Source organism: Amycolatopsis sp. 2-15 (assembly GCF_030285625.1).
In the GTDB taxonomy this organism is placed as follows: domain Bacteria; phylum Actinomycetota; class Actinomycetes; order Mycobacteriales; family Pseudonocardiaceae; genus Amycolatopsis; species Amycolatopsis carbonis.
Genome location: NZ_CP127294.1, coordinates 3,854,507 through 3,866,926, shown reverse-complemented (window position 1 = coordinate 3,866,926; position 12,420 = coordinate 3,854,507). Strand labels below are relative to the sequence as shown.

At 70.1% G+C, this 12,420-nt stretch carries 13 protein-coding genes and 1 pseudogene; 7 read left to right on the top strand and 7 right to left on the bottom strand.

The window, feature by feature from the left end:
• Positions 1-54: 54 nt before the first annotated feature.
• From QRX50_RS19135 to QRX50_RS19125, 3 genes are read left to right on the top strand one after another with little or no spacing between them, the layout of a single operon-like run.
• Positions 55-555, top strand: coding sequence for a CGNR zinc finger domain-containing protein (locus QRX50_RS19135; RefSeq protein ID WP_285973304.1), 501 nt, complete (start codon positions 55-57; stop codon positions 553-555).
• A 24-nt stretch (positions 556-579) separates the two neighbouring features.
• Complete coding sequence (locus QRX50_RS19130; RefSeq protein WP_285973303.1) at positions 580-1,161, top strand: helix-turn-helix domain-containing protein; 582 nt, start codon at positions 580-582, stop codon at positions 1,159-1,161.
• Positions 1,162-1,171: 10 nt separating this feature from the next.
• Entirely contained in the window at positions 1,172-1,984 is an 813-nt protein-coding gene (locus tag QRX50_RS19125) for an MOSC domain-containing protein (protein ID WP_285973302.1), read from the top strand.
• 79 nt (positions 1,985-2,063) lie between these two features.
• On the opposite strand, the gene QRX50_RS19120 is transcribed toward QRX50_RS19125, so the two are convergent.
• Positions 2,064-2,750, bottom strand: a complete 687-nt coding sequence (locus QRX50_RS19120; RefSeq protein WP_285973301.1) for a nitroreductase family protein — start codon at positions 2,748-2,750, stop codon at positions 2,064-2,066.
• 38 nt (positions 2,751-2,788) lie between these two features.
• Between QRX50_RS19120 and QRX50_RS19115 the strand changes: the two genes are divergently transcribed.
• Positions 2,789-3,733: a LysR family transcriptional regulator gene (locus tag QRX50_RS19115; protein WP_285973300.1), complete on the top strand. Its 945-nt coding sequence runs from the start codon at positions 2,789-2,791 to the stop codon at positions 3,731-3,733.
• A 2-nt stretch (positions 3,734-3,735) separates the two neighbouring features.
• On the opposite strand, the gene QRX50_RS19110 is transcribed toward QRX50_RS19115, so the two are convergent.
• On the bottom strand, positions 3,736-4,584 hold the full coding sequence (locus QRX50_RS19110; protein ID WP_285973299.1) for a DUF427 domain-containing protein: 849 nt from the start codon (positions 4,582-4,584) through the stop codon (positions 3,736-3,738).
• Positions 4,585-4,689: 105 nt separating this feature from the next.
• On the bottom strand, positions 4,690-5,406 hold the full coding sequence (locus tag QRX50_RS19105) for an SDR family oxidoreductase (RefSeq protein WP_285973298.1): 717 nt from the start codon (positions 5,404-5,406) through the stop codon (positions 4,690-4,692).
• 331 nt (positions 5,407-5,737) lie between these two features.
• Between QRX50_RS19105 and QRX50_RS19100 the strand changes: the two genes are divergently transcribed.
• Positions 5,738-6,454, top strand: a complete 717-nt coding sequence (locus QRX50_RS19100) for an SDR family oxidoreductase (protein WP_285973297.1) — start codon at positions 5,738-5,740, stop codon at positions 6,452-6,454.
• A 66-nt stretch (positions 6,455-6,520) separates the two neighbouring features.
• On the opposite strand, the gene QRX50_RS19095 is transcribed toward QRX50_RS19100, so the two are convergent.
• Both QRX50_RS19095 and QRX50_RS19090 read right to left on the bottom strand, forming a co-directional pair.
• The gene (locus tag QRX50_RS19095) at positions 6,521-7,759 is read right to left on the bottom strand and encodes a cytochrome P450 family protein (RefSeq protein ID WP_285973296.1); all 1,239 of its coding nucleotides are present in this window, start codon (positions 7,757-7,759) and stop codon (positions 6,521-6,523) included.
• 205 nt (positions 7,760-7,964) lie between these two features.
• The gene (locus QRX50_RS19090) at positions 7,965-8,861 is read right to left on the bottom strand and encodes a LysR family transcriptional regulator (protein WP_285973295.1); all 897 of its coding nucleotides are present in this window, start codon (positions 8,859-8,861) and stop codon (positions 7,965-7,967) included.
• A 215-nt stretch (positions 8,862-9,076) separates the two neighbouring features.
• Between QRX50_RS19090 and QRX50_RS19085 the strand changes: the two are divergent.
• Positions 9,077-9,547, top strand: a pseudogene (locus QRX50_RS19085) (MOSC domain-containing protein); the annotation flags it as partial.
• Between the two features lie 124 nt (positions 9,548-9,671).
• Entirely contained in the window at positions 9,672-10,646 is a 975-nt protein-coding gene (locus QRX50_RS19080; RefSeq protein WP_285973294.1) for a 2Fe-2S iron-sulfur cluster-binding protein, read from the top strand.
• A gap of 1 nt (position 10,647) precedes the next feature.
• On the opposite strand, the gene QRX50_RS19075 is transcribed toward QRX50_RS19080, so the two are convergent.
• Together QRX50_RS19075 and QRX50_RS19070 are read right to left on the bottom strand one after the other, a co-directional pair.
• Positions 10,648-10,866, bottom strand: a complete 219-nt coding sequence (locus QRX50_RS19075; RefSeq protein WP_285973293.1) for a hypothetical protein — start codon at positions 10,864-10,866, stop codon at positions 10,648-10,650.
• Positions 10,867-10,982: 116 nt separating this feature from the next.
• Positions 10,983-12,329, bottom strand: coding sequence for an MFS transporter (locus QRX50_RS19070; RefSeq protein WP_285973292.1), 1,347 nt, complete (start codon positions 12,327-12,329; stop codon positions 10,983-10,985).
• Positions 12,330-12,420: the final 91 nt, after the last annotated feature.

Below are 12,420 nucleotides of genomic sequence, written 5' to 3'. Positions count from 1 at the left end.
CAAACAGGGTTCGCCTAACTTGTCAACCCCGAGTTTGGCGGTTAGTCTGAACCCGTGACCGACGAGAAGCTGCTGCTCGACCTGCTGAACACCACCCCGGTGCTCGACGGGACACCGCGCGACGAGCTCGCCGACGCCGAGCTGGGCCGCGAGTGGCTCGCCGCCCACGGGCAGCCGACGTCCGCGCAGGAGTGGCGCGCGCTGGTCGACGTGCGCTCGGCGCTGCAGGACGTCGTGCGCGGCGACGCGGAGCCCGAAGCCTTGGCTCCCTTCGTCGACGGCGTCAGCTACCGCGCGGTCTTCGACGACGGCGGCATCAAGTGGGACCTCGACACCGCGTCCGGCCGCGCGGCCGCCTCGCGCGCGGTGCTGGCCTGGGACACGCTGCGCCACGCGAGCCCCGGCCGGCTGCGGCCGTGCGCGAACCCGGAGTGCCGCCGGTTCCTCATCGACCACAGCAAGCCGAACACCGCCCGCTGGTGCTCGATGGCTGTGTGCGGCAACCGCATGAAGGCCCGCCGCCACTACCAGCGCACCCGCCAGGCCGGCGCGTGACCGGCCGCCGGGCAGGGTCTGACCATGGGTGACGACAGCGACATCGACCGCCTGGTCGCGCGCAAACTCCAGCAGCTGCGCACCGACCGCGGCCTGACGCTCACCCACCTCGCGGAGCTCACCGGGATCTCCGTCGCCCATCTGTCGCGCCTCGAGCGCGGGGAACGGCAGCCCTCGATCGGCAGCCTCCTGCAGCTCGCGCGCACCTACGGCATCTCGATCGGCAAGCTCGTGGCCGACCAGCCCGACGAGGAGTACCACCTCGTGCGCGCCGGCCAGGGCGTGGCGCACAAAAACGCTGAGGGGCGCTACGAAGTGCTCAGCGGGCCGCGGGCCACCATCGCCGTGGTCGGGCTCGAACTGCCGCCCGGCACCGAAACCGGCGCCGTGCACCACACCGGCGAGGAATGGCTCCACGTCCGCGCCGGCGCCGTCGTGCTGTTCCTGGGCGACGAGGAGATCACGCTCAAATCCGGCGACTCCGTGCAGTTCGACTCCGGCCGCACGCATCGGCTGCACAACACGTCCACCCGCGCCGCGCGAGTGCTCATCGCGTCGACCGCGTCAGCCGTCCACCATCCCGTGTCCGGTTCCGATCATCCCTGAGGAGGCAGACGTGCGTGTAATCGCGTTGCGGCGTTATCCGGTGAAATCCATGCTCGGCGAGGAAGTCGCCGAAGCGCGGGTCGGCGCCGCCGGCCTCGACGGCGACCGCACGCTCGCCGTGATCGACTCCGACACCGGCTTCGTCGCGACGGCGAAGCACCCGCGGCTGTGGCGCCGGCTCCTGGAGCTCGCGGCCGAGACCGACGGCCGCGTGTTCATCACCTTCCCCGACGGCACCAGACTGGCCGCCGACGACCCCGAAGCCGGCGCACGACTGTCGGACCTGCTGGGCCGCGCGATCACAGTGTCCGGAATCCGTCCCGACGGCGCGTCCGTGGAGCGCCCGGACCCGGAAGACGTGCTCGACAACGGCGTGAGCGCCGTCGTTCCGGCCCAGACGCTGCAGATCGGCCAGGGCACGCCCGGCCACAACTTCGTGGACCACTCCCCGATCCACCTCATCAGCACCGCGACACTGGACCACCTCGACATCGAGGCCATCCGCTACCGGCCGAACCTCGTGATCGCGACCCCGCCCGGCACCGGCGCGTTCGTCGAGAACCACTGGCTGGGCAGGGAAATCCAGTTCGGTGACGCCGGCACGGGCGCGCGGCTGCGGGTCACACTGCCGACCCCGCGGTGCGCCGTGCCGTCGCTGGCCCACGGCACGCTGCCGCGCAACCCGCAGGCGGTGCGGGCGGTGATGGCGGGCAACCGCGTCGACGTCGCCGGCCTCGGCAAGGCCATGCCGTGCGCGGGCGCGTACGCCGAGGTCGTGCGGCCGGGCACGCTCCACCTGGACGACCCGATCACCGTGTCCTGACTGCACCTGTCCTGCGCACCTGTCCTGACAGCAGCTGTCCTGAAAGCACCTGCCCTGACAGCAGCTGTCCTGAAGAGCATCAGTCGCCGACGAACACCAGCGCTTCCGACAGCGGTTTCCGCGTGAGGTCGGGGACCTCGCAGTCGTCGGCCGGATAACCCACCGGGAAGAGGATGTACGGCCGCTCGGTCGCCGGGCGGTGCAGCACCCGGCTCAGGAACGCCATCGGGTTCGGCGTGTGCGTCAACGTCGTGAGTCCCATCGAGTGCAGCGCGGCGATGAAGAACCCACAAGCGATCCCGACGCTCTCGGACGCGTAGTACGTCTTCTGCAGCTGTCCGTTCGGCAACACCCGGTGCTTCTGTGCGAACACGACCACGAGCCAGGGTGCGACTTCCAGGAACTCCTTGTGTTCGTCCGTTTCCAGCGACGCCAGTGCGGCGCGCCATTCGGGGATCTCCCGCTCGCGGTAGAACCGTTGCTCTTCCTGTTCGGCAGCCACCCGGATCTGGTGTTTCACCACCACATCCTGTGTGGCGACGAACGTCCACGGTTGCTGGTGCGCACCACTCGGTGCGGTGTTCGCCGCGCACACCGCGAGCTCGATCGCCTCGACCGGCACGGGGTCGGGCGAGAACCAGCGCACCGACCGCCGCCGGTCCAGGTGCCGGTGGAACTCGGCGCCTGCGCGCAGGCCCTCGTCGACGGGCAGCCGCGGCGGGGCGTACGGCACGAACGGGTATCGGTGCTTCCGCGTCTGAGTCACCCTGACCACACTGCCAACCAGCGATTACCGAGTCCAGCTTGAACAACTGGGCCCAGTTATATGCTGGGCTCATGAATCTGCCGAACGTGACCATCCGGCAGCTCGAATACCTGATCGCCGTCGCCGAAACGGGCTCGCTCACCACCGCGGCGACGCGCTGCCACGTCTCACAGGCCGCCATCTCCCTGGCTCTCACCGAGGTGGAACGCGCCCTCGGCCTGCGGCTGGTGATCCGGTCACCCCGGCGTGGTGCTTCGCTCACAGCGGCGGGCAAGCAGGTGCTCGCCGGCGCGCGGCGCGTGGTCGGCGCCATGAGCGACCTCGGCGTCGAGGCCCGGGGGCTGGGCCGCGACGTGAGCGGCACGCTGGTCGTCGGCTGCTACGGCCCGATCGCGCCGTTCCACCTGCCGGCCGCGATCGCGACGTTCGAAAGCGATCACCCGGACGTCTCGGTGCGCTTCGTCGAGGGCAGCCTCCCCGAGATCCAGGACCATCTGCTCGACGGCCGATGTGAGATCGCGTTCCTTTACGAACAGGACGTGTACCCGGCGATCACATTCCGGACCTTGTACGACCAGCAACCGGCAATCCTCTTGCCCGGCAGCCACCGCCTGGCCGGCCGCGAGTCGCTCTCGCTCGAGGAGTTGGCCGACGAGCCCTTCATCCTGCTCGACGTGCCGCCGAGCGAACGCTACTTCCGCGCCGTGTTCGAGTCCGCACATCTGGCGATGGTGCCCGCACACCGTGCGCGAAGTTTCGAACTCGCGCGGTCGCTAGTCGCACGAGGTCTCGGCTACTCGATGACCGTCCAGCAACCCGCGCTGTCGCATTCCTACGAAGGCCTGGCGGTAATCGCACTTCCGTTGCGCGAAAAGGCACCTTCGACGCCCGTCGTCATGGGCTGGCCGGCCGGGGGCCCGCTCACGCATCGCGCGCAGGCGTTCCTCGACCACTGCGAACGGCTGTTCGCGGAAGGGCGCTGACCTCAGCGTCCCGATACAAACGCCCGATCCAGGCCCGTCTTCGCTCCGCCCCGGCCGAGCGTGTGGTGCAGCCGCTTGCCGTCGACGTACACTCCGAGCTTGTTCGGGTCGAACGCCACGAACCCGGCGACCGCCGCGGACTCCGCCGGCGGGTCCACATAGGACCATGCGGCCCCGGACTGTCCACCGATGGCGTAGTACGTCGCAACCCCCTTGTACGGACACCGAGTCCGCAGGGTCTCCTCGGACAACGCGGTCTCGTCGACATCCGCCCGCGGCAGGTACCACTGCGGCTCACGGTCCGATTCGTACAGCACCCGCGACCGGCGTGACTTCGCGACCACCCGTCCGTCCACTTCGACCAATACCTCGCGCGAGGCGTTGCGCACGTCGACGCGGTGATAGGGGTCCGCGGCGTGAGCGGTGATGCGCTCGTTCTCCTCCTGGAACCCGTCCATCGCCCGCCACGAGAACGCGACGAGGTCCGCGAACTCCGCGGCGTGGGCCGGCGGACGCACGTGCTGCCAGGCCGCACCCTCGTGAACCCGGTCCCCGACGCGGACGGCGAACCACGCCGTCTTCCCGAGATCCGGGTGCAGCGTCGTCCGCTGCCGGAACTCCAGTACCTCCAGGCGCACGTCCGAAGCCGGGAAGTACGCGACCGGGAACCGGACCGGCGTGTGCAGGAGAACCACGTCCTCGCTGTCCGCGATCCACTCCCCCGCGAACCGCACCCGCAGCCGGCGCCGCAGGGGTTCGCGGTACGACAGGCGATCCGGCAACGCGTCGGGCACGAGGAACTTGCCCCGGAACACGTCCGGCTCTGGAGTGAGCAACCACGGCAGTGGCATCACGAACCTCCGTTCATCGTTTCGATCCCCTCAGCGCGTCCGGCTCGGGAACGCCGCACCGCCGTCAAGCCACCAAGCCATCACAACCGTCCACTCAGGACAGTGTCATACCAGCGGCTCACCACCGTCGACGCCCATCGACACCCCGGTCACGAACCCGTTGGTGAGCGCGAAGAGCACCGCGTCGGCGATGTCCTCCGAAGTCCCGATCCGCCGCGCGGGATTGCTCGCCGAACGCTGCGCGAAGAGCGCGGCCTTCTTCTCGTCGCCGAGTGCGTCGTACGCGCCGGTGTCGATCGTCCCCGGCGAGACGGCGTTGACGCGGATCGGCGCGAGCTCCACGGCGAGCGCCTTAGTGAGCGAGTCGACCGCGCCGTTGGTGGCGGCGACCGCCAGCATCCCGATCGACGGCTTGCGGGCCGTCGCTCCCGAGAAGATCACCATCGAGCCGTCGGCCGGCATCTTCGGGGCCAGGTGCTTCGCCAGCAGGATCGGGCCGATGACCTTGGTCTCGAACGAAAGCGCGATCGTGCCGTGTGCCAGGTCGCCGACCAGTCCGCGGGCGCGAGCCGACGCTGTGGACACGATGTGGTCGACCTGCCCGAGACGCGCGGCGAGCGCGGCCACGCTGGCCTCGTCGGTCAGGTCGACCGTTTCGACCGAGACACCCGGATCGTCGTACGCACCCTTGAGCTTCTCCTCGTCGCGACCGGCGACGACGACCTCCGCACCCGCGGCACGCACCGCGAGCACTACGGCCCTGGCGATGCCGCTGCCACGGCCGACGACGAGAACCTTGCGTCCCTTGAGGGATTCGGACATGAGCGTGTCTCCCTTGAACAGTCCCGCGAAGAAGCGTAGGCCGGGGGTTCGGCCCGCTTCATGAAAGTTTTCTGCCCGTGAGCGAGAGTCGGCGAATGCTTCACTCGTACTCAACTAACGTATACAATGACGGTATACCCATTAGTCATCACGGCGCAAGCCCGGGTTTTCACTCACGCGCACGATCAAGGTCGCCAACCGGAAAGATGCCTAATGGTTGCCAGAGACTCATGCACAAAACCTCACCTGACCTGCCACAACATCGATGACTCCCCGGCTCGCCAGGACCGTACGGTGGAAGAGTCCACAGAGGAGCACGGGAAGGACGGTCGTGGAGACAGCGCTGGAGAATCGCACGGTTCTGGTCATCGGACGGCCGAGCGGCATCGCGCGGGCGGTCACGCTCGCGGCGCGCGCCCAGGGCGCCCAGGTCGTGGTCGCCGGCCGCGACAAGGCCAAGCTGGCGCAGGCCTACGACGACGAGGGCATCCGCGCCGAAGAGGTCGACGTCACCGTCGACGAGTCCATCGCGGCCCTGGCCGAACGCCTCGGCTCGGTCGACCACCTCGTCACCACGGCGTCGTCGCGAGCCCGCGGCCTCCTCGCGGAGCTGGACCGCGACGCTCTGCGCCGCTCGTTCGACACCAAGGTCATCGGGCCCGTCATGCTGGCCAAGCACTTCGCCCCGCACCTCGCCGAAGGCGGCTCCTTCACACTCTTCTCCGGCGTGGCCGCGTTCAAGCCCGCGGTCGGTTTCCTCGGCGTCGCCATCACCAACGGCGCGGCCGACTTCCTCACGCGCTCGCTGTCGTTGGAGCTCGCACCGATCCGCGTCAACGCCATCTCCCCGGGGGTCATCGACACCGGCATCTGGGACGCCATGGGCGAAGAAGGCAAAGCCGCCTACTTCGAGCACTTCCGCACGCACAACCCGGCCCGGCGCATCGGAGCCGTCGACGACATCGCGTCCGCCGTGCTGTTCGCGATGACCAACCCGTTTTTCACCGGCGTGACCCTGCGCGTCGACGGCGGCGAACCGCTGACCTGACCCGAAAACCGGCGAACACGACAGTGGCCTCGATTCCGCACGGAATCGAGGCCATCGCCGTGTCCGTCAGAGGGACGCGTCGCGCCCCAGCCGCACCGGCAGCTCCGCGTGGCCGTTGGACAGGAACGAGCTCATCGGCACCAACCGCGTCGACGGCTGCGCGAACGCCAGCTCCGGGAACCGCTCGAACAACATCCGCAACGCCGTCGTCGCCTCGAGCCGCGCCAGCGGCGCACCGAGGCAGTGGTGGATACCGTGCCCGAACGCCAGGTGCTGCTTCACCCCGCGCGTGATGTCGAACTCGCCCGCGGTCTCGCCGTACTCCGCCTCGTCACGGCCGGCCGCGGCGTAGGCGGCGAGGATCGCGTCCCCCTCGGGGATCACGACGTCACCCAGGTCGATGTCGGTCACCGCGTACCGCAGCGGCAGATACGCCACGGGGGCTTGCCACCGCAGGGTTTCCTCGACCACGTCGCTCCACGGGCGCTCGCCGGACCGCACGAGCGCGAGCTGCTCCGGGTGCGTGAGCATCGCCGTCATGGCCTGGTCCAGCAGGTTCACGGTCGTCTCGTGCCCGGCGGTCAGCATGAGGATGAGCGTGTCGACGACCTCGGCGTCGGTGAGCCGGCCGAAGCGGACGGAGTCGGCCTGGATGATCGCGCTCGTCACGTCGTCGCCGGGCTGCGCGCGCTTCTGCTCGGCCAGGCCCGTGAGGATCCGGTACATGTCCTCGGCGTTGGCCTGCGCGGCTTCGGGGGTGGTGGTGGTGTCGAAGACGGTGTCCACCACCTTGCGCAGGCCGGCGCGCTGTGAGTCGTCCACGCCGAACAGCCGGCAGATGACCTCCACCGGCAGCTGATACGCGAAAGCTCCTCGCAGGTCGACGACACCGTTCGCCCGGCCCAGCGAGGCCACCTCGTCGAGCAACGTCGCCGTGATGCGTTCGACCCACGGCTTGAGCTCCATCGTCCGCTTCGCGGTGAAGCCCGACGCGACCAGCGAGCGCAGCCGCCGGTGATCGCTTCCGTAGGCGGTGAACATGTTCTGCACCGAAACCCAGAGCCGCAGCGGCCAGTCGGCGGCGATGCGGTCTTCCTTCCACGCGGCCCAGTGCTGTCGCGGATCTTTGGACACCCTGCTGTCGGTCAGCAGGGACTTCAGCGTGCCGGCGTGGCCGACCGCCCAGGCGCGGACCCCGCCCGGCAGCTCCACCACCACCGCCGAGCCGCCTTCGCGCAACCGCGCGCCTTCCGCTTGGATGTCGGTCCCGTCGACGTCGAGTACATAAGCCTGCAGCTGATCCACGTACGGGCTTCTTCCGTGTTCGGGGGAACGCCCGCCGGATCGCACGAAGCCGCGATAATCCTTGCGGGAGAAGAGAGTCCGGTGCCGGTTCGCGCCCGCGAACCCACCTCGCGTTCCCGGTCGACAACCAGGTCGACCGCCACGGTAACCGCGTCCGGCGATCCGAAACCCGCGGCGCCGAGGCCGAAAGAATTCCGTCACACTCTCAGTTCGCGCGCGCCGGCCGGGCGCCTGGCAGCCCACGTCGTCGAAGGTCGCCCACGAACAGGCCGACGAGGGAATCCGACGGAGCCGCGACCACCACCACGATCTCGCGCTCCACCAGGGGATCCAGCCGCCGCACCACTCCCGGCGGGCGAGCCGGCAGCGCCGAGACGGGCACGATCGTCACGCCCATGCCCGCGGCCGCGAGCTGCGCGGCCGTGCGCGGACTCCTGGTGCGCAGCACGGGATCCAGCACCACACCGTGTTCCGCGGCGAGCTGGTCGAGCCACACCGACAACCCGTTGTCACTCACGAAGTGAACGAACGGCTCCGCGGCGAGATCAGCGAACGGCACCGACAGGCGTTCGGCGAACGGATGGCCCGCCGGCGCGACGACGACCACCTCCTCCTCGCCGAGCACTTCGAGGTGCTCACCCGTCTCGGACGGGCGCGGCCCCACGGCGACGTCGACCTCGCCCGACGCCACGAGTTCCACCATCCGGTCGGAACTCGTGTGCTCACTGAGTTCGATCAGCACCTCGGCCCGGCGCGCTCGCCAGTGCCGCAGCACCGGCACGAGCAGCCACGCCGTCATGGTCTCCGCGCAGGCGATCCGCAGCCGCCCCGCGCCACCGGACCCGATCTGCCGGCCCACGCGCACCGCGCGTTCGGACGCCTTCAACGCCACCCGCGCCTCTTCCGCGACCGCTTGGCCCGCGGCGGTCACGCGCACGCCGCGGCCCATCTTCTGCACCATCGGGGTGCCGATCTCGCGTTCGAGCGACGCGAGCTGGTGCGACAGCGCGGGCTGCGACATCTGCAACGAGGCCGCGGCACGCGTCACCGAGCCCTCTTCCACGAGGGCGACCAGACATTCCAGGGCGCGCAGCGTTGTCATTCGGAAAATCTAACAAGATCCGCCATAAATTTCATGTGACGTGACCATTTCCGCGCACCGGGGAAAACGCGCGCCCACAGTAGTTCGGCGCCATCGAGGAAGGAGCAGGCGTGCCAACGCTGGTGTCGGTCAACGTGGGAATACCCAAGGACGTCGAGTGGAACAGCAGGATCGTCCACACCGGCATCTGGAAGAGCGCGGTCAGCGGCCCCCGGATGGTTCGGCAGCTCCACGTCGACGGCGACGGACAGGGCGACCCGGCCGGGCACGGCGGCGAGCAGCGGGCGGTGTTCGTCTACCAGCTGGAGTCGATCGAGTACTGGCAGGCGTACTTCAGGCACGACAGCTACGAGTTCGGGCAGTTCGGCGAGAACTTCACCGTCACCGGCCTGCCCGACGACGAGGTCTGCGTCGGCGGCCGCTACCGCATCGACGAGGCCGAGTTCGAGGTGACGCAGCCGCGGGTGACGTGCTTCCGCGTCGGCATGCGCCTGAACGAGCCGGAACTGCCGTCGCTGCTGGTGTCCCACGGACGGCCGGGGTTCTACTTCCGCGTCATCCGCGAGGGCCATGTCGCGGCCGGCGACGAGATCGTCCGGACGCGGCGCGGGCCGCACGAGATGACCGTCGCCGACGTCGACGCCCTGCTCTACACCCCGAACCGCACCACCGAAGCCCTCGAATCCGCCGTCGACATCCCCGCGCTGAGCCCCGGCTGGCGCCAGTCGTTCCGCGACCTGCTCAGCCCGGCCGCCCAGCCCGCGGCCCCGGGCTGGGCCGGATTCCGGCCGCTGACCGTGACGAAGCTCAGTGCGCGAGAGCGCGACCATCACGTCGGTGTACCTCGACGCGCCCGGCGAAGTCCTCCCCGCCGCACGGCCGGGCCAGTACCTCACCGTGCGGCTGCCGGGCGCCGACGGAACGCCGCCGGTCCGCAGCTACTCGCTCTCGACGACCGAGGGCTACCGCATCAGCGTGAAGCGCGACGGCGCCGCGAGCACCTACGTGCACGACGTGCTGCGGGCCGGCGACCTCCTCGACGTGGCCGCGCCGCGCGGCGACTTCGTGCTGGAGCCGGGTTCCGGCCCGGTCGTGCTGCTGTCCGCCGGCGCCGGCGTCACCCCCGTCCTGGCGATGCTGCACGGGCTCACCGCCGAGGAGCCCGAGCGCGAGGTGTGGTGGATCCACACGGCCCGCACCGCGGCGGACCAGGCGTTCGGGTCCGAAGTCCGGGACCTGCCCGCGCGGCTGCCGAAGAGTCACGCGCACTTCTTCCACACCCGCCCGGTTTCCGGCATCGAAGGCCGCCGCGTCACCGGCCGGACGCTGAAGGAGCTCGCCCTGCCCGCCGACGCCACCGCGTACGTCTGCGGCCCGCAAGCCTTTATGGACGACGTCCGCGAAGCCCTCGTGGCGCAGGGTTGCCCCGACGTCCGCACGGAACTCTTCGGCGCCCTCGCCGCGATCAACCCCGGTATGCGCGGGGCCGTCACCGTCGCGCCCCACCAGCCGGACGGCCCGCCCGGAACCGGTCGCGCCGTCACCTTCGCCCGCAGCGGCCTCACCGTCCGGTGGCGCGACGACGGGGAAACCCTGCTGGAGCTCGCCGAAACCTGTGCCGTCCCCACGCGCTGGGCCTGTCGCAGCGGCGTCTGCCACACCTGCGACACCCCGCTGCTGGACGGTACGACGACGTACGACCCCGTGCCGCTCGAACTGCCCCCGGCCGGGCGGGTCCTCGTATGCTGCGCCCGGCCGGAGACCGACGTCGTGCTCGACCAGTAGCTCACCGGCCGCGCAGCCGCGGCGACACCAGCCCGGCGATCGAACACCCCACGAGGATCACGCCCAACACGGCCACGACAACTTCCAGCGCGGGCTGGTTGACGCTGCTGGTGCTGAGCACCAGCACGGCCTGAACGGCCAGCGCGAGACCGATGAGGAGCCAGAGCACGCACAGCCCCGCGGTTCGCGGGATCACGTGCCATCGAGTGCCAGCCGCCATGAGAACTTCCCTTCGTCCGGGTCGGCACCTGGCTACCCGGCGGCCTCATCGGGTGAACCGGTCCCACGCCGATCTTGATCGCACGGACCGATTTCGCTGCTCGAACGGACAATGGATCAGCGGGCGGGCCGCGTCGCGAACCCGGCCGAGACGAGCGCGAGCACCACCACCGCGGCGAGCACGCTCAACGCGATCGGCAGCCGAGCCGTGAACGCCGCCGTGTTCAGGACCGCGCCGAGCACGGCCACCGACATCAGCGCGCCCGACTGCCGGCTCGTGTTCTGCACGCCGGACGCGACGCCCGACTGGTGCACCGGCACGCTCGGGACCAGCAGCGACGTGAGCGCGGAGAACGCGATCGTGCTCGACACCCCGACCAGCAGCAAGCCGGCCGCGACCGGCACGTACGCCGTGGCCGAAGTGAAGATCAACAGCACCGCGACGCCGGACGCGCAGCAGGCGAAGCCGGCCAGCAGTGCCACGGAGTTGCCGAACCGCCGGGACAGCGGCCGGTAGACCACGAGCGAGCCGATCGTCGACCCGACCGTGAGCGGCAGGAGCGCGATCCCGGCCTCGCCCGCCGACCAGCCGCGCGCCTGCTGGAAGTACAGCGACATCACGAAAAGCGTGCCGTAGAACAGAAACCCCATGAACGCCGCGCTCGCCACCGCGACCGAGCGCACCCGGACCGAGAAGAAGCCCCTCGGCAGCATCGGCTGCGCCACGCTGCGTTCGACCAGCCAGAACGCCGCAGCGGACAGGAGGCCACCGGCCAGCAGGCCGAGGCTGAGCGGGGAACTCCAGCCGGCGCTGCCGCTCACGATCACGCCCGCGGTGATCAGCCCCAGCGTCGCCACCGCCGTGAGCTGCCCGGCGTGGTCGACCTTGCGCTCGTGGCGCGGCGCCTCCGTGATTCCCGCCCGGGCCAGCAGGATCGCGGCGACGCCGATGGGCAGGTTGATCAGGAAGATGCTGCGCCAGCCGAACGCGTCGATCAGCAGCCCGCCGACCATCGGCCCGACCGCGGTGGAGATCGCGCCGGTGGACACCCAGATGGCCGTGGCGCGGGCGCGTTCGGCCTCGTCGGAGAACAGCGTGCGGATCAGCGCGAGCGTCGCCGGCAGCAGGGCCGCCGCGCCCCCGCCCTGTACTACGCGGGCCGCGATGAGGACGTGCACCGACGGCGCGAGCGAGCAGGCCAGCGACGCGGCGGTGAAGATCGTGGTGCCCCAGAGGAAACACCGGCGCAGGCCCCAGCGGTCGCCCAGCGCACCCGCCGTGAGCAGCAGCGCGGCGAGGCACAGCGTGTACGCGTTGATCACCCACTGGACCGAGGCCAGGGACGTCTTCAGGTCGTCGCGCAGCGCGGGCACCGCGATGTTGAGCACGCTGCCGTCGAGGATGATCGCGAAGTACCCCAGGCAGATGCCGGTGAAGCCCACGGTCCGGGCTCGTGCGGCCATGTCAGGGCTCCTTTCGCGAGTCTCCCCGCGAATGTAGCCGCCGCGACCGAATCCGTGCGGCGCGACGCGGCGCATTCCTTAATCGAATGAT

Bases quoted from the DNA above. Each gene is read 5' to 3' on its own strand.
- QRX50_RS19130 (WP_285973303.1), top strand. From the start codon at position 580: ATGGGTGACGACAGCGACATCGACCGCCTGGTCGCGCGCAAACTCCAG.
- QRX50_RS19075 (WP_285973293.1), bottom strand. From the start codon at position 10,866: ATGGCGGCTGGCACTCGATGGCACGTGATCCCGCGAACCGCGGGGCTG.
- QRX50_RS19090 (WP_285973295.1), bottom strand. From the start codon at position 8,861: ATGACAACGCTGCGCGCCCTGGAATGTCTGGTCGCCCTCGTGGAAGAG.
- QRX50_RS19110 (WP_285973299.1), bottom strand. From the start codon at position 4,584: ATGCCACTGCCGTGGTTGCTCACTCCAGAGCCGGACGTGTTCCGGGGC.
- QRX50_RS19105 (WP_285973298.1), bottom strand. From the start codon at position 5,406: ATGTCCGAATCCCTCAAGGGACGCAAGGTTCTCGTCGTCGGCCGTGGC.
- QRX50_RS19070 (WP_285973292.1), bottom strand. From the start codon at position 12,329: ATGGCCGCACGAGCCCGGACCGTGGGCTTCACCGGCATCTGCCTGGGG.